The sequence below is a fragment of the Vibrio sp. E150_011 genome (genome assembly GCF_053544015.1).
In genome coordinates this window covers 337,860-362,125 of the sequence record NZ_JBHFOL010000001.1, presented here as the reverse complement: position 1 = coordinate 362,125, position 24,266 = coordinate 337,860, and the positions used below count along the sequence as shown (strand labels likewise).

Here is a 24,266-nt window from a genome sequence, read left to right as displayed (position 1 = left end):
GTGATAAATTAATAAAAGGTTACTTTTGCTGTATATCCCATACGTTCAGATTGATTTAAAGCATATTGATAGAAGTCAACACTAAAATATTTTGGTTTATCTTTGTTAATACGAGAAGCTATTTTTTTCTCCAAATCATCAACTGAGTTAAAATCATAAGCATTGAAAGTAAAACCTGGTGTTAGATCCAATTTATTGGCTGTTGACTCTGTAATGTACGATTCGCGAAAATGAAGAGATAAGTAATCATGGTAAGTTGCTATGATGCTATCTTCATTAACAGAAATATAAGTAAAATCAACATCTCTAAGTGTTTTTGTTTGCAGTGCTGCCATTGCATTATCTATTTTTGTTTGGTTTTCTTCTTGGCTATTAGTGTTTGCCATAACAGAGGTTGTTGCAAGAAGACAGAAAGGGAGTACATATTTTAACATTGGTAAATACCTTTTTATAGTGAGCCTTATTAAGGCTTGGTTAATTTTTTAAATTCTAAGTGGCGTATGATGTAATGCCTACTCGTGGTTATTTTACATGATTGGATGTTATATAAATAATGAGTGTATAATACTTATTTAAATTGGCGTTTTATTTTTATTTGATAGTGGTATTGATATTAAATTTAATCGCAAATATTAATGGTGTTAGTGTTTTTTTTATATTTAATATTGTTTATTCTTATGGTGTTTGCTTGTGTTGTGTCGGAATTATTGCTTTTATATCAATAGCTTGATTTTTAATTGATAAGACATTTAATATCTGCTCCTATAATGTTTCTATTGTGGATTATTATTTTAGCTAAGTATGTTTTTTAAGTTATTTTCATTATTAAAATGTTGTGCATAATTCACTCCTTCAAAAACACTGTCTATTATTAATACTTGAGAGAGAACATAGAATGAAAACCAAAATACTAATGCTAACAATCATATCAGTCTTATCTGGTTGTGCGAGCTCACTGCCTAAAGAACAGGAGATGACATCTTTACATGGTGGTTATACATATAAAGAAATGGATTACAGTAAAGACGAGAAAGGGTTGTTTTGGCGTTCGGCGGAACTAGGCAATACGCAATATCAGAACATTATAGTCGAAGACGTGAATGTAAATCTAAGTAATGGTATTAAAAACAAGATCAAAGTTGTTGATTTGGATTCGTTTGAGGAAAATATCAAGTCATCGCTGTCGGCTAAATCAGAAAAGTTGTTTCCAAATGACAAAACGGCCGACCACCAAGCGACGGTAGACGTTAATATTATTGAAATTGAAGACATTGGTGAAGATGTTAAATTCAGAGAAATCATTCCAATTGGTGGCGTGATCAGTCTAGCTAAATATGCAGCAGGGACTCGTGACCGTTCAGTAAGAATAGTTGTTGATATTGATGTTAAAGATAAATCGGATGGGCACCTTCTTGCAAGGCGAGTATTTGTTGTCAATAACAATGGCGTTCTAGAAAATGAAGATTCAATGATTACCGGTAAAATCCTTGAGTCAGACGTGAATAAGATCACCGAGCAAGGTGTCAGCTTCATTTTGCACACGTTGTATATGTAAGGCGGTCTCATGAAATTATCTACTCAACACTCAACACTATGGTTAGTGATGCTAGCATCACTTCCAACCTCGGCTTTCGCTGCAGGAAGCGATAATTATTACACGACGGAAATGGATAATTGCATACTGCAAAAAGTTCATATGAGTGTTGAGCAGGATGATTTAGAAGAAATTAAAGCGCAATGTCAATCTGAAAGCTCTCATGTTGTACCGTCGAGGCGTTTGTTGGAAGAGAGCAGTGAAAACAACCCTTTTGTTATCACGCCTTACAGACAAAACTATATTTTACCTATGACAGAAATGAGCCAGGTTAACACGGCGCCTTATTCATCGGACATCTTTGATGGTAAAGCCGATGATTTGAAAAATGAAGAAATTAAGTTTCAACTTAGCTTTAAAATTCCATTGATCGAAGATGGTGTTTTTAATGACCAGGACCGCGTCTACTTTGGTTTTACGGTAAAATCATTTTGGCAGGCATACTCTTCGGAGATATCGGCACCGTTTCGTGAAACGAACTATCGACCAGAAATTTTTTACGAAACCCCTTTACCGATTGAAAGTACCAATGGTACTTGGTTCTCCCGTGTAGGCTTTGAACATGAATCAAATGGACGTACGCAAGATTTAAGCCGTAGCTGGAACCGTGTTTATACAGGAATTGGCTACGCTGAAGATGATTTTATGCTGTACGTCGAACCTTGGTATCGTATCCCAGACAATGATGATGATAATCCAGATATCGAAGATTATATGGGGCACTTTGAACTGACGTCGGCATATAAATATGAAAGCGTAGAGTTTACCGGTGTCGCACGGTATAACTTTAGTACAGGGTATGGTGGAGTAGAAGCGGGGATGAGCTTCCCACTATTTGGTCGAGTTCGAGGTTACGTTCAGTACTATCAAGGCTATGGTGAAAGTTTGATTGATTACAATTACAACACAAAACGCATTGGTGTTGGTATCTTGCTAACGGACATACTTTAATTACATCGAAATATTTGGTCATAAACGCCCCCTTACAGTGAGTCTGTAAGGGGGCGTTTTTATAAGTGGCGATCATAAAGTGCTATCATTTCATATGCGAATACGTATCTTCTTCAATACCTGACATAGCGTAACAACGATGGCATCGCCGTTAGTGCCATTGTCGAAACATGAGTAAAACGTCAGTATATTTTTGTGGCAATCCTAGTTTTTTGAATGGGGCTTAATGGCCGTCTAACCTATGGAAAAAATGAAATCTTCCCGCTTTGCTTTTTGATCTAAAGCCTCAACGTCCGCATTATCCACCTTCCAGGCAGCTTCATTACGTTAATACAATCGATTATAAAAATAAGACAGTATCAAAGCACCGGGATTCAGCGTGCTTTAACTATCTTTAAGACACAATGGCGTGAGATTTTCTTAACGTCGGAAAATTCGTCGCCCTGTAGGCTATGAATTTAGGGAGATCATTATCCCTTTGCGTGAGATGAAAAATAACCAGGAAGCGCGTGTACTTTCCGTCTCTTGTTGACTAGAGAACCCTGTCTTTTATTGTATTTACACACCTAGTATACGTTGTAAAAAAGTCGAAGGTATCAATATCAAACCCTGCGATGATCAAGTGAATGATATTGCTGGTGGTCGTCATATCGTTGGCTGGATGTTGTCTTATCCAATCAATAGTTGAAACGTTTGGTTTTGCTTGTTTTACGACAACAGAATGGACGTTGGGTTGTTGTCACGCTACTGCGACAGCCTTACATCATTTTTTGATGGGCAGAAATAGAGTGACTTTTTGGGCGCAACGAGGCCAATGTCTTGGATTCATGCTTGATAGAACCATTCGAAATAATGAGACGTACTCCTTATATTCATCATCACTTTACAAGACGCTTGTTTAGCCAGCAGTAACAGCTTGAATCTACTTCTGTTAGGCTCTCAGAGGCGCATGGTTGTGAGTAAGTTGACGACACGTTCGTTCATATACTTGCTATGAGTGTTTCGCCACATCGATAGCGATAGCCATAGACTTTCATACCGCATGGACCTATTTAAATACCCCCTGAAGAAAGGAGGTTTCATATATCGTGAAAATATGGAGCGCAGCAGGTATGCAGTTAATTGAAAGCTGCCGATGAGCCACGTTACATCAATCCACAGAGTGCTTGGTCAAATTCGGCTTTAAGGGAATAACGGCTATTTTTGTGCCGGGAGTAATACGTTTGGGGAGAGGGGGAAGCGTCAAAAACGAAAAAGTCTCTTACCGAGGTAAGAGACTTTTGAATAAAAAATGGTGATGGTGATGATTAGTAAACCAGCACCATAATCATACCGATGAGCGTTAACAACGTGTTAGATACCGCGTATGGAACGGTGTATCCAAGCATTGGGATATTGCTGTCGGCTTTGTCAGCGACCATGGCAACTGACGCGGTACTGGTTCGAGCTCCGCCACACACACCTAGATTAAGAGCAGGGTGGAACTTAAAGATGTATTTACCGATTAATGGTGCAAGCAACATAGGAATTGCCGTAGCCGCTGCACCAAGCAAGAATAATTCTGGACCTGCGCTTTTCAGTCCTGAGATAAAGCCAGGGCCCGCTGAAATTCCAACAATAGCAATAAAGATATTTAGGCCGACAGAGTTCATAAACCATTGTGTTGGTTCAGGTAATCGAGCAAACGTTGGGTGAACAGAACGTAACCAACCAAGCACGAGACCACCAATCAGTACGCCACCAGAGACAGAGAGTGTCACAGGTGCGCCTGAGATATTTACGGTTAATGCGCCAATTAAGCCAAAGATAACGATGAACAAGCCAACCCAAACCATGTCGGTTTCTGTGGTGGTTCTATCGACATGTCCTACTTCTTTCTCTAGACGACTTGTGTGAGTTTTTGTACCGGTAATACTAAGAACATCGCCTCTATGGATATCAGTTTGCGCAAGCAACGGTACTTCTTGGCTTGCTGCGCCACGAGTGATTTTATTCAAGAATACACCGCGAGTGTAATCTTCTCCAGCTAGGTCGACTAAGGTACGGTTAGCAAACTTTTTGTTGGTTACCACTAGATCAACCGTTTCTAGTGGAAGGTTCTCAATTTCTGCGTCACTGACTTCAGTCAGATATTGTTCGGCGTGGATTAACGCATCAACGTGTCCTGATATCGCCATAAGATCATCGCTTTTTAGCTGAGTCTTCGCATCGAAATCAATCAATTGTCCTGCTCGTTTTAGTTTCTCAATAAACAAACGCTCTTTTTGATGTGCCGTTTCAAAATCACCAATTGCAATACCATCAAGCTCGTGTGACGCGATATAAGTACGAGACTCTGTGCGGTGCCAGATGTGTTGAATACCTTGTTCTGGCGTGCCTTCTGACATTTCTTTTTCGTAATCTTTACAAGCCTGCTTAAGATCGGTACCAATTAACCAAGGACCGAGGTAAGCCAAGATCATGCCAGTACCGATGGTACCGAATAAGTAGCAGATTGCGTACGCCACCGGAATTTGGTCAAGCATTTCTTTAGCATTGCTCAGGCCTGAAGAGTTGATCGCGTCAGTTGCAAGACCAATCGACGCTGAAATCGTTTGAGCACCCGCCCACATACCAGCGGCCAGGCCGACATCGAACCCCGCGAGTTTTGCGCCTGCATACGTTACTGCAAAACATAATGCACAAATGACGACGGCGAAAATAGCTTGAGGTGCCCCGTTTTTGGCCACGCCACGAACAAACTGAGGACCGACGCCATAGCCTACGGCAAATAGGAACATGGTAAAGAATATGGACTTAACTTGGGAAGAAATTGTGATATCAAGTTGACCAATCAGTACACCAACAATTAATGTCCCCGTAACGGCACCTAGGCTGAAATGCCCAAACTTGATTGCGCCAATCCAATAGCCGATCCCCAGAGTGAGAAAGATGGCAAGTGTTGGATGTGCTTGCAGTACTTGTACAATCCACATCGGCTCAGTGGTTGCGTCAGCTGTCGCGTGTACGTCGGCGGTTGATGCTTTTTGTTGGGTAATCGAAGTCGAAGGGTCCGTAGCCTGCTCTTGCGCTTGCGCAGGGCTGAACATACCAATCTCGGGTAAGCCTTGGTTAGCATCAATGGTAAGGTTACCTGCTAGCATGAAGATGGCTAGCAAGCTTAGAAAGAGGTGCTTAATGAATTTAGTAGGATATAGCGTCATAGTAAGTGCCAATGTTATCTCTGATTAATTGAATGTTGGACGGCGAATCATGGGTACCCGTTGTCAGGTAAGTGATAACCTGACAACGGTCCCGACACGCTCAATAGGTTTTATTCTGTTTTTGTCAATACGATGAGGCGGCCTAAGCAAGCCTCATCGCGTTTATCACTTATGAGTGGTTGAAAGAGCTTGCTGATTCCTCATCGACAGAGTTAACTACCGGGAACTTGTCGAATTTTTCGATAGTTCGTTTCAGGTCTTTAACGAGCAGGTCAACCATGTCACGGCTGACACCGTGACGGATTAGAATGCGCATGATCACGAGATCTTCACGATTAGATGGCATAGAGTAGGCGGCAATCTGCCAACCACGAGCACGAATAGAATCGCTTAAGTCGAATAGGTTAAAGTTTGCGTCAGCATCTTTTTTCAAGCTAAAACTCATTGCTGGAATACCACCACGGCCATCATAGATAATGTCAAATAAACCGAGCTTAGCGACTTCGTCTGATAGGTATTGTGCTGAGTGGTAACAAGCATCATGAATGCGCTTGTAACCGTCTTTGCCTAAACGTAAAAAATTGTAGTATTGCGCAACAATCTGACCGCCAGGGCGAGAGAAGTTAAGCGCAAAGGTAGGCATATCACCACCTAAGTAGTTCACTCTAAAAATAAGATCTTCTGGGAGATCAGACGCTTCGCGGAAGACTACCCAGCCCACACCCAGTGGTGCTAGACCATATTTATGACCAGAGGCATTGATTGATTTCACTCGTGGAATACGGAAATCCCATTCAAGCTCAGGGTCACAGAATGGGGCAATGAATGCGCCGCTCGCACCGTCAACGTGAATTGGAATATCGAGACCCGTGTCTTCTTGTAGTTGATCTAAAGCATCTGCGATTTCTTGAACCGGTTCGTACTGACAAGTAAACGTGACACCGAGTGTTGGCACTACGCCAATCGTATTTTCGTCACAGCGCGCAAGTACTTCTTCAGCGTTCATCAACAAACGGTCACCTTCCATAGGAATTTCGCGTAGTTCAATGTCCCAGTATTTTGCGAATTTGTGCCAGCAAACTTGTACAGGGCCACAGATTAAGTTTGGTTTGTCGGTTGGCTTGCCTTCTTGGCGACGTTTTTCGCGCCAGCGCCATTTCATCGCCATACCACCAAGCATTGCTGCTTCACTTGAACCTGTGGTTGAGCAACCCATTGTGTTTTCTGGATCCGGAGAGTTCCAAAGATCCGCTAGCATATGTACACAGCGATTCTCGATTTCAGCCGTTTGCGGGTACTCGTCTTTATCAATCATGTTTTTATCGATGCATTCATCCATAATTTTATGAATATTGTCATCTACCCAGGTTTGGCAAAAAGTTGCTAGGTTCTGTCTAGAATTGCCGTCTAGAATGAGTTCATCATGAACAAGTTGATAAGCGGCCTCTGGGTTTGATTCATCACTAGGAAACTTATATTGATCTAAAGAGGAATCTAGTAATTTGTCAGCAAATACATCATCGATTGAAAACGTGTTGTTTTTAGTCATTAGTGTGTTTCTCCGGTCTATATATTATAACAAGTAAGTTCTGTCTGTTTTCTAGAACTGTGTCGTAGAAGTCGAGATGAATTATTACGTATGTTGAAAATAAAACCATAACCATATAATAATCGTTGAATAATTAACTTCTAATGAATAGATAAAACCCGAATAATGGTGATAAATAAGTGCATTATTTTTTGTGTATGATAACTAATGATGATTAGTTACCGACAGTAAACGGTAAGTTTCTATCTCGATTTATACTATCAACTTGTTTAAATTGGAGGTTAGATGGAAAAAGGGGGGGCTTTCATTACTAAGGAAGAAGGAAGTAGCCAGAATGATAAGTGAGTTTTTGGTTGTTAAACGCTAGTTTTTTCTTTGTAATATGACGATAAATGAAAAATAATACTTAAAAAACAATTGTTTAATTTTATTTGCTATAGGGTTTTTATGTTTTTTTTATGCGCTATAAATTACTTTATTTCTTAATCAACCTAAACTAGCTCCCAAGTTGATTCAGTAAGTGCGACGAAATAAATAATGTTGCTATCAGGTAGTACTACTGCCTTAATATTGAATTTAAGTTAATACGACAATGAATAATGAAAGGTAGCATGATGAGTGACCATATTCTCTTTGACTATATATACATACCTGGTTTTATGGTGCTTGTTATAGTTGCTTTAGCAATATTGTTTGTGATCAAATATACGGTGGGTGGTTTGCTTAGAAAAGGTAAAATATTTAATCCATCTTTAAGTGAACTATGTTTAGTGATTATTATTACTGGGCAACTTTTAATGATAAAGGTGGGTTAAGTGAAAGCGTTTAGAATTTTATTACCAGTGGCATTAGTTGCGGCTGCCGGAGTGACTTGTTACTCGTCTTGGTCTGCGTATACGGAGTCATTATGGACAAGAGATGCAAAAGTACACGTTGAGATTGCCGAGATATCACCTCAAGTATCAGGTGAAATTGTGTCAATTTGGGTGAGCGATAATCAATATGTAAAAGCGGGTGAGTTGTTGTTTAGTATTGATGATGCTGATTATACCAATAGTGTTACACAAGCAAAATTTGCAATGTTGAAAGCAAAAGCTGAACTGGAAAAGTCTAAAAATGTTTACCGCAGAGATTCAAAACTACTGAAACGAAAACTGATTGCTGAAGAACAGGTTATCTCGGAAAGGCTTCAAGTTGCTGTAGACAAAGCAGAGTATGACCAGGCAAAAAGTGGGTTAGCGAAAGCTGAATTAGATTTAAGCCGTACTCAAATCGTAGCGCCACAAGATGGTTATGTGACAAACCTTAATCAACGAGAGGGTAACTTTATTAATACGGGAGAACCGTTTGTTGCGTTGGTTGAAAGCGATACCTATTACATTTTGGCATACTTTACCGAAACAAAAATTAAAGGATTGAAAGAAGGCGCAACGGCGGTTGTTCAACCATTCTCATCTGATCATTCGTTTGAAGGGAAAATTGAAAGCGTTGGACGAGCCATTATCGACCAAAGTGCTGATAATTCAGGTTTGATTACTAATGTAAATCCGACCGTACCCTGGGTAAGGCTAGCACAGCGTGTCCCAGTGCGTATTAGCATTCCGAAACACGTTGTTGAGAATGAAAGACTCATTGCGGGTACGACAGTTTCAGTGGATATTAGATAATGTTGATGAATTGGGCACGACAGTGGTCAAACGTCGATTCAATGATGTTTGCCTTTCGTTTCTGTTTTGCAGTGTTTATGGCCTGGGGCTTATCGCTATTGATGGACTCGGACACAACAGGTACTGCGATGGCCACTGCTGCCATCATACAAATAACCGGCAGTCGCGGGGCAAGCGTAAAAAAATCAGCAGCTAGGGTTTTAGGGACGTTAGTTGGCGGGATTTATGTCCTCTTTATTGCTAGTGTGACTTTGATAGATTCTTGGTTATACAACTCATTCTTAATCGTTGGAATTGTTGTTAGCTTAGGCATCGCCTCGTATTTTCATCGTCGAGTTTCTTACATGTTCGCGGTCGTTGGGATTACGCTATCGCTGGTTGGCTTTCCTGTTGCCGCTGAAGCGGACATGACAAACTTATTTGATCTTGTTCAGGTTCGATGTCTTGGAATCACGTTCGGTATTTTAATGTCGATGATCGCTAGTATGGTGATCCCTTACTCTGATAATAAAACAGAGCTATTTTCGGTCAAGCAATACACAACATCATTCTTGCGTAATGTTTTCCAATCGGAGTCAGCAGCGACAACAAAGATAACGTCTGCGTTCTTAAGCTTCGTTGGTAAGAAATGGCTGGTGGTCGATGATGAAATTTATGGGAGTGATCAAGCAAAGCAAGAGAAGCTACAGAGTCGAGCGACATTCTATGATTGCATCAATATTGGCATTCAAGCGATTGAGTTAAAGAAGTTGGGTAATGCCATCGGTGTGACACCAACACTATGGAGCATTTTAGAGACAGATTCTTTTGAAACAAAGATTGATGATGCGCTGATAAGTCAATGGAATTTAAAGCAGCCCCAGCTCATTACCTTGTTTACGGAACAGGTCAGATTATTCTCTCAGCGTTTAGCCGAGTTTGATCAACATCACAGTGTATTTGAATACGGTTCTAACCTTCATGTTGATGAGATTGGAAATTTCACTGATGGCTATGTAGTAATAAATAACATGGTCCGAGCATCATTGGCGTTATTCACATTGTCATTTGTATGGATCGAGCTGCAATGGGAAAGCGGCATGACCGCAATGATCATGGCGGGCATGATGATCTCTGCATACGCAGCGAACCCAGGAGCGGAACGCGCAATGAACGCTAATTTTTATGCACAGTTTATTGCAGGTACGTTTGGTTTCATTGTTACTTTTGGAGTGATGCCAATTGGTTCTCCCTTACTTGTTTTTGTTGCGAGTTTCATCGGTGTGTATTTGATGGCCTACTGGTTCTGGCAAAGTAAATCCATATTTAAAATAGTGTGTATGGTGTCGTTGTTTTCTTGGACAAATCTAGTGCCTACTACAAGTGCACCAACGTATGATTTCGAGCAGTTTTTAAATACGGTTGTGGCGAATATGACTGCATTAATCGTTCTTTGGGCGGTATATGAAATAGTACCGCCAAGAAAAACGGCTGTCGTTATTAGAGATCGATTACGCTTATTGACGAAAAAACTCAGAACAAAAGATACAACGGTACTAAGTACATTTAATGTAAATAATCTAATTTTGACGGCATATTCGTATCTTATTGAAGATTCGGATAGTAAGACAATCAAGAAGCTACTTTATGTGAAAGCACTATTGAAAATTTTAGATACTGAAAGTGTGACGGCAGATGAACAGGCGTTATTGATTACTTCTATAGATAATGACTTTTCTAGTTTCATTAGCAATGCCGAATTGAAAAATATGATGAGTGATAAATTTAACACCGTAGCCGATGAAGACTATAAATGGTTTACATTATGTAAGCAGTTTAACGAGCTCTATAGGGAGTTAAATAAACGCTAGAGCCAAGGATTGATGGCGATGGTTTATGGAAATGAGCAATGTGCTTTTATCTCGAGTTGCTGTTTTAAGTTTTTAGATTAGAAGCTCTATAAGTTGACGGGCTTTTTTATTACGAAGGCAGCCAATATAGATGAAAGGCGGGTAGTTTTGGGTGTTAAAACTCAAGCTACTTCTTTCTAACATGACGATAAATGAAAAATAACGCATTAAAAACAGTGGTTTAATTTTTATTCCTATGGGTTTTTTATGTTTTTTTTATACTCGGCGAATTACTTTATTTCTTGTTCCCCCTAAACTAGGTCCCAAGTTGATTCAGTAGATACGACAAACATAAATATAGCGTTATCAGGTAGACACACTGCCTAAATACTGAGTCTAAATATTATTTTCGATACCGTATATCAGAGGAAAAAACATGAAAAACGTTGCTATAAGTCTAGCAATATGGATGTGTCTGGGCGTAAGCCTTGCTCATGGAAGTGACATTAAGTCTTCGCCACTAAGAGGTGATGCACAGGCCCCAATTCAGTCTTTAGGTTTATCAACCCAATTGAGAAGTGGCTTTTCAAATGATGAAACAGAAGTGTTCGCCAGTTATAACATTGGCAGTGTGTGGGTGACTGGGGATGATTTTAACCTAGATTACTATCAAAATAAGATGACAACAGGTATTCAATGGTCTCCTGCTGAGAAATGGAACCTAGAACTGAAGTATCAGTACGCATGGGCCAAAAACAACCACCTTGATGGTTTGGTTAAGTCGTTCCACAATGCGGCAGGACTCAAATTGGACGGTCGAGATGATGTCGAGAACGATAGTTTTAACATCGATAGTAATACCTATGATGTCCACAACAATGATTTTGAAGGTGATTCGTTAGAAAGTGCGTTGTCTTTATATGCGCAATATTCACTCTATGAGACAAAGTACCAAGCCTTGTCAGTCGGTGCGTCGCTGTACTATAACAACCAAAGTGATTATGAATTTTCATCTGCAGGTTTTGACCAAAATTTACAAGTAAACTGGTCTTATGCTAAAGGGGGGCATTCGTTCCACTCAACACTAGGTGTGGTGCATCATGCCAGTAAAAATATAGATGAAGACTTATATTTTAAAAAGTTCACTGTAGAGGGCGCAGTTGGATACGGATATCGATTTTTGTCAAATCACGAAATATTGGCGGAGTACCATGTTTATCAAGGAACATTAAATCAAACGGCTTTCTCAGAAAACGTCAATGAAGCGACGTTGGGGTATCGTTATTATTTCTCAGATACTGTCCTTGAACTATCAGGAACTGAGAACCTATTTAACATGGATAATTCAACAGATATTGCGTTTACGCTAGCACTAAGACATTACTTTTAAGTGGCATCATTAAAGATTAGTTAATAGTCATTTTAGATTTGTTCAATTTATTAACCCAACCGTGTATGAGACATTAGCTCCATCGCATTTTATGAATAAAAGAGAAAAATTATGTTTAAATATCTACTACCAGTATTATTTGTTTTTTCATCAGGCGTTTATGCTGAATCTTTACAACACATGTCATCGGTTGACCACAACGATCAAAAAATGGAACAAGCGATGAATGACATGCAAGAGGTTAACCTTTCGGACGATACTTATATTACGACTGATTCCAATGAAAACTTCAATGTGACGGATCGTATTGAGACCTTATCAGCTAGCTTTAATAATACTTACATTACAAAAGACGAAGCTAAGGCAAACGGTCTAGAAGTAGTGAAGGAATTCACGGTTAACAGCACCGCGAACTTTGATGGATTGATTAAACAGGTTGAAGAAAAAATTAATGCAGATGAACCGGCTTTCTTCTCAGTGTCGTTATCTCAACACGGTATCGGTGATATTGAGCTGACTGATTACGTTGCACGTGTCGTTGAATATAAATAATAGAATACAATTAGAGAGATTTAATCATGTCAAAACAACATACTAAAATGGCAACTCATGAAAAAATGGTTCGTGAATACGGGGATGAACACGAGCATAAACATAACAAGGACCACCTAGAGTTTCAAATGAAAGACAGTGAAGAACATCGACACTTACACGGCGGTCATAACACGCATAAGCCATCACATCACCACCATAAGACAGCGCATACTGAATTGCATAAACGTAATCACAATAAAACATAAGCAAAGTAACTGCTTGTAATTGTTATTGCTTACCAGTTTTTTAGGATAGCGATAGGATTAAATATATTTGGTTTTGTGCAAAGGGATTCGTGATTTTATGGAATGGCACTCTAGCGTTGTCAACCATAAGCGTGTAACCAGACAATGACGCCACTCTCATACCAATAAGAGAGTGGCGTTAGTCATTTAATGTAACGTCTATTTTGATATCAAGGCGTTGTTTCTGCGGGTCTCGGTGACCTCAATAATGGGAGCTCACTTACCCAGGTTTTTTCGCTTTGTGCCTTTTCGTAACCATAATGGTAAAGTGCTTTCAAATACTCAGGATCAAAGAACTTACTGGCTTGAGGCTTAACCGTAAAGTCATCATTAACATAGGTCAGGAATAATGTTGCCCCAATTTTTTTTGTCACATACATCTCTCTAAAGATATCTCCGCGAGTTTGTTCTAACACTAGATTATCAATACTTCTGGTGGCTAAGCTGACGGTATCATCGGAAACAAACTCAAACTCTGCTTTTAAACGTCCATTTCGAATAATATAGACCTGTGGCGGTTCGTCATACCCTAACGCGTGGACCAATTTTGTGAAGTCAAAGCCCACTGGGTCAAAGAATAGCTGACTGGACAACCCCCCATCGACGTGCATTTCTTCAAGTGCTTTCCCGTTTACGGTAACAGGGACAAATTGAGGCGGGAAAACACCGGGTATCGAAGAGCTGGCAGCGAATATTTGACGGATGAGCTCATTTTTGTTCGGCAAATCACTGTTAGCTATACGACCTATGTTCCATATCATCTGTCTACCTGAATCAAAGTGAGTAGTGCCGATCAGCATCCTTTTTCCGGTCATGTGTTGCTTGGCTATTTGGTCTATAAAATCATCATCATAGGTTTTTTGAACCATTTGGTAGAAACTGTTTCCTTCAGAAAAAGCATCACCAAATAGTACTTGAAGGATACTTGTGCCTCCCAGCATCATACTGTCGTCAAGGCCGAGCATGACGTCTCTTAATTCGTGATATTTGTCTCCACCGACATACACGAACGGCGCAATCAGCGCACCCGCACTGACGCCTGTTATTAGAGAGAATTCAGGTAACTCACCTTGATCACGCAAACCATTTATCACGCCTGCGCCAAAGGCACCTCGGGGACCCCCTCCAGAGAGAACGAGAACATTAAATTGGCTCCCTATTACCTTGGGAGTGCTCGGTGAGTTTTTCAACGTTTCGATCGTTTTCTGATCAATCCCTTGTTTGGGGAACGTTTTTAGATTTGAGGGGACTTCGTCACCCCAAAAGCGATAAGGCTCGTTTTCCAAATCGACGACGTGTTCAAGGGGACCGATTTGCGCTTTTAAATAATTAGATTCATCTACTCGTAGTGATTCTGTATGGGGGCTACTCGAGCACCCGATAAGAATCAAAGATATAACGATAATGGCTATCTTCTGCATTGCGAGGTCTTTCCCATCATAATTAGACTAATCTTATAGTCATCTAAATATAAGATTAGTCGTTGCCTAAGAAAATAGACAACAACATTGCAATTATGACGAATAAACAGAGTGTTAGATCCAACATTGTAGAGGGTGAATCAAGTGGTGAGAATCAGTGATCAAAACAATTTTATTTACTTTACGCTTTCACTTATTCTCATTTTGGTGATAGGGGCGGTTGTGAAGGAAATCGCAGGAGCAGAGTTAGAGTTTCTATTGAAGCCTGTGCTGCTAAATAGTTTCGTGATTTGCTTAATGAGTATGAAGTTTAGTCAGAAGTGGTACATTTACCTTGTCACAATCAGTGTATTGATGACTGGGGTAATTATCATTCACACGTTTTCAGGATCAGAGCTCGCGAATACCTCTATGCTAATTCTTATGTTGGCATTTTTTTATGGCGTCTTCCATTCTACTGCCCATCATATTTTACTTTCGGATCGTATCGACAACAATAAGCTCATCGGTTCTATCGCACTTTTTCTGGTCATGGGTCTGGGCTGGGCTGCACTCTACCTACTCATACTCGAAGTCAACCCCAACGCTATTTTGGGCGTAGAACCGGCTAGTTCTTGGGGCAATAACTTCTCTGAGATGACCTATTTTAGTTTTGTCACGCTAACCACTTTGGGTTATGGAGATTACAGTCCAAACAGCCCTTTGGCGGAGGTCGTCGTTTATCTTCAAGCGATTACAGGGGTATTTTACATGGCGGTTGTTGTTTCTGGGTTGGTCAACGCCAGAGAAAGGTAACGCAAGCTAATTTGATACGATATTCTTTGGCGATGGATGAGGTCAGGTGGCCATCGCGACGAAACGTAATGATAATTTTTTTATAAGAATAGCCTGCAACTATATGAAAAAAATGGTTTATTTAATTTTTATCCAACGCATAGTGCTCTATGATAATTCTTGATTGCTAATGCGTTAATATCAATACCTCTTAAATAATAGTTAGTTGACAGGAACCAATATGTATTACGTTCACCGTGGCTTCCCTCATGGAAGGGCGGATTTTTTTCCCCAAGATAGCAATGTTACGTCGCTGTCGCCGGGCGATACTTTTAATCGAGCCAGATCACCCATTTACAATGGCATTACTTTTAAATCCAACGGTACATACGCCACAAAATTCTGCGGTTGCGGTGATGAGGTGCGACGATGAGCTCCGTAAAAGCCAGTAAGCATAGTCTCTACGCGATATTTCACAACCTTATGTCTATCATTTTTGCGTGTGGTTCGATTGTGTATGCGATGAGCGCTATCGTATTTGTTGCGGGTAGTTTTATTGCGATGGTTAGCCTTAGCATGGCTCAAATGATGTTACGGACGATACAAAGAACCCCACTTCAAGTGGGGTTCAAGAATCAACGCTAGCCTTCGGCGTTGGTTAGTTCAATGTCATTTTTAGCTTGTTGCTGGTTTGCGGCAGCAAGCATCTTGCGAATGGCAGCAGAAGCAACAAATGCGATGCCAACCATGACAACCGCAAGGATTGTCAACATAGAGAAGTAGTCACCATATACTTTCTGCACAAATTCTTGTGTGATTTCTTGTCCTTTTTCTGCCGCAATCGAGGTAGAGAAAACCGCGCCTACGATACCAGACAAGGCAATAGCGACCGAAAACAAGCTCACTGAGAAGTTTTCGATGTGCTTTGGTGCCACCGATAAAATGAATGCCACCACTAATGAGCCAACAATGACCTCTGCAAACGCTTGGAAGAAATGAATAACCAAGAACACTTCAGGACGAATGATGACACTGTCTCCCACATTCTTAACGGCAAACGCGAGAATACCAAACGCAATGGCCGTTAAGATAAACGAAAACCCAATTTTAGTCGCGGTGGTGAAGTGAATGTTACGCTTTTCCAAACCAGAGAATGTTGCGGCAATAACCGGTCCAGCGACAATACACCACAATGGGTTCATCGACATAGATGCCTCTGGTGCGATTGGGATAAGGCCAAATAGATCACCGCGCATTGTGTTGATCGTTACCATCGTCATCGACGTCATCATTTGCCCGTAATAGACGAAAAAAGCGGTCGTAAGTGCGGTGACAATGAGGATAGTGCCCATACGTAACGCATCGGCTTTTTCGGCTTTTAACATTAATGATATGAAGTATCCAATCGCGGCAAGTCCAATCGCGTAAACAATGTTCTTACCAATATCCATATTAGAAAACATGAAAAATACCATGCCAATCATGGCTAATGATGTCACACTAAATAACAGCCAATTTTTTGTTGATACGGGGGCTTGGTCTATCTCTGCGCCTACTCCTTGCAATTGCTTGCGGAACATGATGAGCATGCATAAAGCGGCAAAGGCTAAGATCCCTGATAAAAGGAAACTGCCGTAGAAGCCAATGACAAGAACAAACATTGGGAACAGGTATTGACCGAGTAAGGCACCTACATTGTTGACAGAATAATTAACAGGGTAACCGTTTTCGAAATCTTCTTGGCTTTTGAACGTGCGCTTATAAAGGCTAGGATAAGAAGGGGACATTAAGCCACGTGCATAACTTGCTAAGGCGATACCCGCGAGACTCATGGGTATATTGACGGTAGAGGCACCAAGCACCAATAGTACATAACCTGCACTGAAACCAAAGTAAGCAATGGTGAGAGACCGATAGGCGCCTAAGAATTTATCGGCAATAAAGCCGCCGGCAATGGCAAATAACGGCCCAATGGATGAGAAAGCACCTACAACCATCATCGTATCAGCTTCGCTGTATCCCAAGTTTTCTAAGAAAAATCGCGTGAGAATGACCATGACACCATAGAACGACAGACCAAACATCATCTGACAGAACATCATGGATTTATTGAGCTTGTTCCACATAATAAAATCCTTAACTTTAAAATAAAACTGGTTTTTAAAACCAGATTTATAATAACAGACAAGATATGTTACATATTGATGTGGGTCGATATACTGTGGACGTGAAGCACGAGAAATTCTAATCCAAAGCGTTAGTTTAATTTGTTATCTTCGATAAATTTTCGGAATCACTCTAACAAGAAGCACGATGACGATGTTCTTATTTATTGCTATGAATTTTACTTTGAACAAAAATCTCTGTGAAACATTGGTTTAGCCACGCTAACAACGCGCTGTGTTCATGTCGTTTGTGATAGTAGCTGATGGTTTGTACGAGATATTGTTGTTCAGTTACGTCTGCGGTAAGTAAAGTGAAGTCATTGTGATCTTGAATAGGGAAGTATTCACTGGTCGTCATAAACATATCGGAATGCTTGATAACGTCTAGCAGCACTAATGGATATTCGGATCGAAACCCTACATCGAGAGTGAATCCGTGCTCGCCTAAGATATTGACAGCAGGGCTAATTTGTTTGCTGAAATCATTGATCGTGAGTTGTGCCAAAGGGTAAAGAGATAAATTTTCGAGGGTTACCGGACTCCCGCAAAGTGGGTGATTCTTACGGACTAAAACGGCGGCATCAACAGTATCCAATAATTGCGATGTCAGCGTTGATGGAACGTGTGATAAACGTGAGTTAATGCCAAATAAAATCTCCCCACTCTCAATTCGTTCGATCGTTTTTTCACCCCAAGAGCACACGTCAATTTTTAAATAGGGAGCATGATGTTGAAAATAGCGAAATAGGAGTCCTGAGATCGAAGATACAAAAAACGGAGAGACAGCAATGGTCACTTCATCGTCTAGAAGGTGAGGGTCAAAGTGATCTGAGGCATTAACGACTTTCTCTACGTCATACATTAATGGAATCAGTGCTTTAGCAAGGTTATCTGCATATGCAGTAGATTCTAGGCCGGTTTTTACTTTAACGAAAAGTGGGTCATCGAATTGATGGCGCAGTTTTTGGAGAGACTGGCTGACTGCCGGTTGGGAAACGAAGAGTCGTTTTGAGGCTTTTCCCATGTTTTTCTCTTCATGTAGAACCTTAAAGACACGCAATAAATTTAAATCTAAATTAGAAAATCGATTTTTCGCCACTCTCGTAACCTGTTAATAGGGGATATACTATTTAGCGAATTTAATAAAGGCATGTCAAGTAGCCAGCAGTGAAAAGCTGGCTATAAGAAAATCGCTTAAGTTGTGAGGTACTAAAAACGATAACCAACAGTTAACGAGAGGTGGTCAGCGTCTAATCCCTCGTGGGAACCTATGTTAGCTCGTAGATCCGTATAGAGACCCATGTTGAATTGAGCTCTAACACCAATACCGAGATAGAGGTTGGTTTCACGTTCTGAATCACTCATTCCTGCAAAAGACAACTTAGCGTTGGCATTGGACAAGCCTATCGCGCCGTATGGCTTAACCCAAACGTTGTCGAGATCAAAGGCATAACCAATGTCGGTATCAATATTAAAAGCATTAAAGTCAATATCGATACCGTGGTCAGAATCGCTGTTCATTGTATAGGATGCGTTTGCACTAACGATGCGGTTGAAGTCATAACCGTACTCTAATTTAAACCCTGTGCCCATTTTGTATGTATAGCCAGAATCGCTAAATGATAGGTTGTTGATACCGGCGCCGATACGATGACCTGAATAATCGCTATTTGCGAATGCCGTAAATGAAAGTGCTGAAATCGTGGTTGCAAGTAGGATCTTTTTCACAATAAGGTTTCTCGTAATAAGGTAACTTTTCGTTAACATCCGTTTGTTCTGGTTCTCATCCGTGGAATGCGATAAATACTAACCAGGTAGGTATGTTGATTCTAATTATTAAGTGTTAATCATTAGATAAGTATTGCTTATTACGAGGAAAGCGTTGCTATAACGGCAACGCTAATCGGTCACTACATTACGCGGTATTGAGGCTTTAAAGTACCAACCCACCATCAACTGCCAGCACTTTGCCGTTGTAAAAATCGTTTTCAATGATGAACTGCGCGGATTTTGCGATTTCAACGTCTTGGCCAAGACGTTTAACCGGTGCCATCTGCTCGAGGCGAGTCAGTGCTTCAGGCTTCATTGACGCTGTCATTGCGCTGTAGCAAGCCCCTGGCGCGATAGCGGCGGCGCGGATGTTATAACGAGACAGTTCTTTTGCCCAAACCATGGCCAATGATGCGACGCCGGCTTTTGCAGCACTGTAGTTGCTTTGACCCATATTGCCATCACGTGCGACAGATGAAATATTGATAATCACGCCTTGTTGATTGGAGCGAATCATCGCTTTTGCTGCTTCTCTACCGCACAAAAATGTGCCACTTAGATTCACATTAATCACGGCATTAAATTGTTCAAGCGACATCTCGTTTAATATTTCTCCGTCTTTTGCTTTTATCATCAAACCATCGCGCAATATACCGGCGTTGTTAATCAAAACATTGACTTTGTTAAAGTCATTTAATATTTCGTTGAAGACATTAACGGTTGCGGCTTCATCGGTAATATTGGCGCAGTAGGTGCCTATTTTGGTGCCGTTTGCTTGAAGATCGGCAGCCGCAGAGACCAGTTGTTCTTCATTGCTGTCAATGATAGCAATGTGTGCGCCTGCTTTAGAGAGCATGTTCGCTGTAGCAAAGCCAAGGCCTTGTGCGCCACCTGTGATGACGACAACAGAATCTTTAATATTCATGAATCTTCCTTTGGTTATTGAGTTGCTGAGTCTCACTGTATGTTTTGGAGACAATTATTATTAGAATAATTTTTTGTTTGAATTTCGTTATATCTCGGCACTGTTTATTTATTTGCTAAATAACATAAGAAGAAGAAATTATTTAGACATAATGGCGAGTGACTATTTAAGTGTAAGCACAAAACGTTCAGTGAAAAGCAAAAATTTTAGACGTTGAGGGCGTGTTTGTACTGGACCTAATGAGCAAGCATTGGCGCGACTCATTATTTTAGTCTGGTCTTACCACTCGGCATTTTCATCTTGGAGAGTCGGTGTCACCCTTGTTTTCACTATTTTGCCAATGATTTTTTAAACTACGTTGATTTAGCATAGAGCGATTCAAAGATAGAAATTTGCTTGAAGGAGGCAAAAAAGGTGAAATGACAATGATATTTGCTCAGGGAATGTTTGTTTAAATTGAGGGTAAAATTACCCCAATGAGATGTAAAATCATCACTGGGGTAAGAAGAGGTGCTTAACTTTCACTATAGAATGATAGAAGAGCTGCTATTACGCGACGCGAGTCAGGTCCTGTGAATCTGGCTCATTCGTCAGGGTTTGCTTCATATCATGGCTAAAGTGATCGACCTGAATAGCACGATAACGCAGTGCATCAGCAGCAACGATCTTATCCACTTCTTCTTGGGTCAAAACGTCGGCTTCTAATGCTTGCTGTAGTCGATCGAAAAGTAATCCTTTTTTCGCAACTTTCCCTGCTTTGACACCTTTAAAGAGCTTTGCTTCGAGATCTCTTATGTTATACATCGCGATGAATGCTCGTTCCATAATACCGACGTTGTCATCCTCATGTTCACCGATATAGCAAAGGTGCGTTAGACGATCACGGTCTTCCCCCGGGATCATCAGCTTTTCAGCAATCTTAAGACTTAAGCTGTCAGCCGGCTGTTTGAAGTGATTGCCAATTGGGAATAGCAGTGCCTTCAGTGTTTTTCCGGCAAACCCGCTTGAGAAATTGCGATAGGCTTCGTTTAACGACTTAGCGGCGTGGTAGAAACAATGCTCGGCGGCATAATGCACATAATCAAGATCGGCGGCTGGTTGTCCCTCATCATGGAATTTTTTCAGTACGGCTGAAACCAAGTACAGGTACGCCAAACCATCGCCTAATCGAGCTGAAATCAACTCTTTACGCTTTAGTTGCCCGCCAAGAGTGAGCATTGCAAAGTCAGCACTCACTGCTAATGCCTTACTTAAACGCTTTAAGCTCTTATAATGACGTGCCGTTTCACCGCTAACAGGAGAAGACGTAAATGCGGAGCCAGTTAGGGCAGCAAACAAACCGCCTATGGAGTTTTTCGTGGCATGACCGATGTGCTTGAACAATAAGTTATCGAAAGCTTTTACACCTTCTTCGTGGTTAGGATTGGCCGCCGCTTCCATCTCTTGTAAGACATAAGGATGACAACGTGTTGCCCCTTGACCAAAGATCATAAGGTTACGTGTGAGTATATTCGCCCCCTCTACAGTAATAGAGACTGGCATGAACATATATGGGGAAGCGAGGTAATTCATTGGACCACATTGGATAGCGCGGCCAGCATGAATATCCATTGAATCATTTAGGATAGTTCGTGAGATTTCCGTCATGTGGTATTTAGCAATGGCGGTAACGATTCCTGGGGTTTCGCCCATATCCAATGATGTCGTAGTCAGGGTGCGGTTGGCTTCAAGAAGATATGTCATACCCCCGATGCGACCCATAGCCTCTGCGACACCTTCAAATTTACCAATCGACATCCCGAACTGTTTACGCACATAAGCATAAGCACCGGTTGTTCGTGCTGTTAAATGACCAACGGCTGTGCCAAGTGCTGGAAGTGAGATGCCACGCCCAGCCGATAGACATTCTACTAACATTCTCCAGCCACGACCGGCGTAGTTTGCACCACCTATTAGCCAATCCATCGGGATAAATACGTCCTTACCGCGAATAGTACCGTTCATAAAAGCAAGGTGCATCGGGTCATGGCGTTCCCCAATGATAACGCCATCGTGGTCAGTTGGAATTAACGCACAGGTAATGCCAATGTCTTTTTTATCACCCAATAGCTGCTCAGGATCTTGTAACTTAAACGCGAGCCCCATTACCGTCGCAACAGGCGCCAATGTGATATAGCGTTTATTCCAGCTTAGACGAATACCGAGTACTTCTTGACCTTCGTGCATGCCGTAACAAACCGTTCCAGTATCCGGAATGCCACCAGCGTCAGAGCCCGCTTCTGGCCCCGTAAGTGCGAAGCACGGTGTATCCGTACCGTTGGCGAGGCGTGGTAACCAATAATCTTTTTGTTCTTGTGTACCGTAATGAGACAGGAGTTCGCCTGGCCCAAGTGAGTTGGGGACCATAACGGTAATCGCGGCATTCATACTACGCGATGCAATCTTAGATACGATGGTCGAGTTAGCCAGTGCAGAAAAATGACGGCCACCATAGTCTTTAGAAATGATGAGAGAGAAGAAGCGCTCTTTGCGCAGATATGCCCATACCTCGGCAGGGAGATCGCGATCTTCTTTGACCATTTTATGATCATCAAGCATCGACAGTAGGGTTTCAAGCTCGTTATCGATGAATGATTGTTCTTCTTGTGTCAGTGTCGGTTTTGGATACTGATGAAGGGTCGAGAAATCAGGGTTACCAGAAAATAGTTCACCGTCCCACCATACGCTGCCCGCTTCCATTGCCTCTCTTTCGGTAGCGGAAAGAGGTGGAAGTACTTTTTTAAACAAGCTAAATGCAGGTTCACTGATTAATTTTTGGCTGATGAAACTCATAAGTACTGTTCCTTGTGTTCAATTGAGTCATTGTTTATGACTAGAGCGAATGTGTATGCGCTAGCGCAGGGGGGTAAAGGTGCATAGGGGCTTAAAAACGGACCACGAGTTGATGCACATTGGTTTAAAGTGAATGTGTATGTTGAGTGCATTTAGCGCTTCCCTATATCGGAAGGCGCTAAAACACCTGCAGACAGATAAGGGATGAGGCGATCGATGATGGCTTCAACGTCCGCGTCATGTTGATCAAATGTACTGGATGCGATTTCGGTGAGTGCCTTACTCGAACCGATGGCAAAAATAAAGGTACCCAGAGAAAAATGAAGGCGCCAAAATAACTCAGCGTCATCGATGCCGTCGCAACACGAGCGGACGGATTCGACAAAAAGGTCTAAGGTGCTTTTATATCGAGTTAAAATGAACCAACGTAAGTGCCCTTGAATATCGGAGTAGCCTTTACTCAGGAGCAATAAGAAGCGGTTCATGCCGTTAGCCTTGATGTTATTTAATGAACACAACGGTGCCTTGATTGCATGGAATACATCATCAAGATTGTAGCTTTCCCTTTGATTTAAACAGAGCAACGACTTGTTAATTGCTGGCATCAATTCGCTTAAGTAGCGATTGAGTAATTGACGGATCAAACTCTTTTTATCACCAAAATGGTAGTTAACTGAAGCTACGTTGACTTTAGCCTTACTGGTTAGAGTACGTAATGATGTTCCTTTATATCCATGTTCAGTAAATAAAGCCTCAGCGACATCTAAAATTTTATCTCTTGTTTCTGTTTTATATTCCATGCAATTAAAACACCTGTATTAAACACTCGTTTTAATACTATCGGTTAAAAATTAACACAACAAGTGATTAACATCATATTTTTAAATTTAACAAGAGGTGTCGATTTTATTTAACGATTAACTATATGAAACATAAGTGTTTTTATCTATAAAATATTTTTAAATTAAATTGAGTTATTTACGGTTAATTAAAATAATCTTTTAAAAACAGTGTCTTGAAGGTGTTTCTTTGATTGTGTATACAATGTGTTTTTAATTGTCGATCAAATAATAACCAGGGTGTATGACTTGTTTTTAGGTAAGTTGGCCATGCGAATAATTTATGCGTTGGTGTTTGGTTATCTGCATTTCGAATGTATTGGCTGGTCTGGTATTGGGTTTTTATATATGTTCAATTGCTATTCATGGATATAAATTATGAGAAATAATTGGTGGTACATATTAATTTGTGATCAATGTTTTATTTTTAAAACATCCCTATCAGTTGCATATACAAATATTCAAACATGAAATGCCACCAAGTTCATACTCAACCCCTTGTTAGTCATACATCAATC

General features: G+C 40.9%; 20 protein-coding genes. 10 read left to right on the top strand and 10 right to left on the bottom strand.

The genetic code is table 11. The features are described from left to right. Positions 1-8 precede the first annotated feature (8 nt). Positions 9-434 carry a hypothetical protein gene (locus tag ACE1OE_RS01480; protein ID WP_372060067.1) on the bottom strand — a complete coding sequence of 142 codons (426 nt, stop codon included), beginning with the start codon at positions 432-434 and terminating at the stop codon, positions 9-11. A gap of 461 nt (positions 435-895) precedes the next feature. On the opposite strand from ACE1OE_RS01480, the gene ACE1OE_RS01475 reads away from it, so the two are divergent. Beyond that, positions 896-1,555 (top strand): DUF3313 family protein, encoded by a 660-nt coding sequence (locus ACE1OE_RS01475; protein WP_449209848.1) that lies wholly within the window; start codon positions 896-898, stop codon positions 1,553-1,555. A 9-nt stretch (positions 1,556-1,564) separates the two neighbouring features. After that, positions 1,565-2,545 carry a phospholipase A gene (locus ACE1OE_RS01470; RefSeq protein WP_372060065.1) on the top strand — a complete coding sequence of 327 codons (981 nt, stop codon included), beginning with the start codon at positions 1,565-1,567 and terminating at the stop codon, positions 2,543-2,545. A 1,307-nt stretch (positions 2,546-3,852) separates the two neighbouring features. Here the strand turns inward: ACE1OE_RS01470 and aspT are convergent. After that, the gene (gene aspT, locus ACE1OE_RS01465) at positions 3,853-5,748 is read right to left on the bottom strand and encodes an aspartate-alanine antiporter (RefSeq protein ID WP_449209847.1); all 1,896 of its coding nucleotides are present in this window, start codon (positions 5,746-5,748) and stop codon (positions 3,853-3,855) included. 169 nt (positions 5,749-5,917) lie between these two features. Continuing rightward, complete coding sequence (locus tag ACE1OE_RS01460) at positions 5,918-7,297, bottom strand: glutamate decarboxylase (RefSeq protein ID WP_372060063.1); 1,380 nt, start codon at positions 7,295-7,297, stop codon at positions 5,918-5,920. Positions 7,298-7,896: 599 nt separating this feature from the next. Here ACE1OE_RS01460 and ACE1OE_RS01455 point away from each other — a divergent pair. The 6 genes from ACE1OE_RS01455 (at position 7,897) to ACE1OE_RS01430 (ending at position 12,983) form a co-directional block, all read left to right on the top strand. Further along, positions 7,897-8,112 carry a hypothetical protein gene (locus ACE1OE_RS01455; RefSeq protein ID WP_449209846.1) on the top strand — a complete coding sequence of 72 codons (216 nt, stop codon included), beginning with the start codon at positions 7,897-7,899 and terminating at the stop codon, positions 8,110-8,112. Continuing rightward, positions 8,113-8,964 (top strand): efflux RND transporter periplasmic adaptor subunit, encoded by an 852-nt coding sequence (locus ACE1OE_RS01450; protein ID WP_449209845.1) that lies wholly within the window; start codon positions 8,113-8,115, stop codon positions 8,962-8,964. After that, the gene (locus ACE1OE_RS01445) at positions 8,964-10,814 is read left to right on the top strand and encodes an FUSC family protein (RefSeq protein WP_449209844.1); all 1,851 of its coding nucleotides are present in this window, start codon (positions 8,964-8,966) and stop codon (positions 10,812-10,814) included. Before ACE1OE_RS01450 ends, ACE1OE_RS01445 begins: the two co-directional genes overlap by 1 nt. Positions 10,815-11,229: 415 nt before the next feature. Beyond that, positions 11,230-12,183 carry a DUF3187 family protein gene (locus ACE1OE_RS01440; RefSeq protein WP_449209843.1) on the top strand — a complete coding sequence of 318 codons (954 nt, stop codon included), beginning with the start codon at positions 11,230-11,232 and terminating at the stop codon, positions 12,181-12,183. A 111-nt stretch (positions 12,184-12,294) separates the two neighbouring features. Beyond that, entirely contained in the window at positions 12,295-12,735 is a 441-nt protein-coding gene (locus ACE1OE_RS01435; protein ID WP_372060058.1) for a hypothetical protein, read from the top strand. A 26-nt stretch (positions 12,736-12,761) separates the two neighbouring features. Beyond that, on the top strand, positions 12,762-12,983 hold the full coding sequence (locus ACE1OE_RS01430) for a hypothetical protein (protein WP_449209842.1): 222 nt from the start codon (positions 12,762-12,764) through the stop codon (positions 12,981-12,983). A 209-nt stretch (positions 12,984-13,192) separates the two neighbouring features. Here the strand turns inward: ACE1OE_RS01430 and ACE1OE_RS01425 are convergent, their stop codons facing one another. Next, positions 13,193-14,443 carry a patatin-like phospholipase family protein gene (locus tag ACE1OE_RS01425; protein ID WP_449209841.1) on the bottom strand — a complete coding sequence of 417 codons (1,251 nt, stop codon included), beginning with the start codon at positions 14,441-14,443 and terminating at the stop codon, positions 13,193-13,195. Positions 14,444-14,587: 144 nt separating this feature from the next. Between ACE1OE_RS01425 and ACE1OE_RS01420 the strand changes: the two genes are divergently transcribed. Beyond that, positions 14,588-15,238, top strand: coding sequence for a potassium channel family protein (locus ACE1OE_RS01420; protein ID WP_449209840.1), 651 nt, complete (start codon positions 14,588-14,590; stop codon positions 15,236-15,238). A gap of 408 nt (positions 15,239-15,646) precedes the next feature. Beyond that, positions 15,647-15,862, top strand: coding sequence for a hypothetical protein (locus ACE1OE_RS01415; RefSeq protein WP_449209839.1), 216 nt, complete (start codon positions 15,647-15,649; stop codon positions 15,860-15,862). Here the strand turns inward: ACE1OE_RS01415 and ACE1OE_RS01410 are convergent. From ACE1OE_RS01410 to ACE1OE_RS01385, 6 genes are all read right to left on the bottom strand, one after another. Then, on the bottom strand, positions 15,859-17,343 hold the full coding sequence (locus tag ACE1OE_RS01410; protein WP_449209838.1) for a peptide MFS transporter: 1,485 nt from the start codon (positions 17,341-17,343) through the stop codon (positions 15,859-15,861). The genes ACE1OE_RS01415 and ACE1OE_RS01410 overlap by 4 nt on opposite strands. A gap of 199 nt (positions 17,344-17,542) precedes the next feature. Next, positions 17,543-18,481 carry a LysR family transcriptional regulator gene (locus ACE1OE_RS01405; RefSeq protein ID WP_449209837.1) on the bottom strand — a complete coding sequence of 313 codons (939 nt, stop codon included), beginning with the start codon at positions 18,479-18,481 and terminating at the stop codon, positions 17,543-17,545. A 110-nt stretch (positions 18,482-18,591) separates the two neighbouring features. Further along, positions 18,592-19,110 (bottom strand): porin family protein, encoded by a 519-nt coding sequence (locus ACE1OE_RS01400; protein ID WP_449209836.1) that lies wholly within the window; start codon positions 19,108-19,110, stop codon positions 18,592-18,594. A gap of 205 nt (positions 19,111-19,315) precedes the next feature. Then, positions 19,316-20,077, bottom strand: coding sequence for an SDR family NAD(P)-dependent oxidoreductase (locus ACE1OE_RS01395; RefSeq protein WP_372060052.1), 762 nt, complete (start codon positions 20,075-20,077; stop codon positions 19,316-19,318). 549 nt (positions 20,078-20,626) lie between these two features. Continuing rightward, on the bottom strand, positions 20,627-22,909 hold the full coding sequence (locus ACE1OE_RS01390) for an acyl-CoA dehydrogenase (RefSeq protein WP_449209835.1): 2,283 nt from the start codon (positions 22,907-22,909) through the stop codon (positions 20,627-20,629). Positions 22,910-23,061: 152 nt separating this feature from the next. Then, positions 23,062-23,709, bottom strand: a complete 648-nt coding sequence (locus tag ACE1OE_RS01385) for a TetR/AcrR family transcriptional regulator (protein ID WP_449209834.1) — start codon at positions 23,707-23,709, stop codon at positions 23,062-23,064. Positions 23,710-24,266 lie beyond the last annotated feature (557 nt).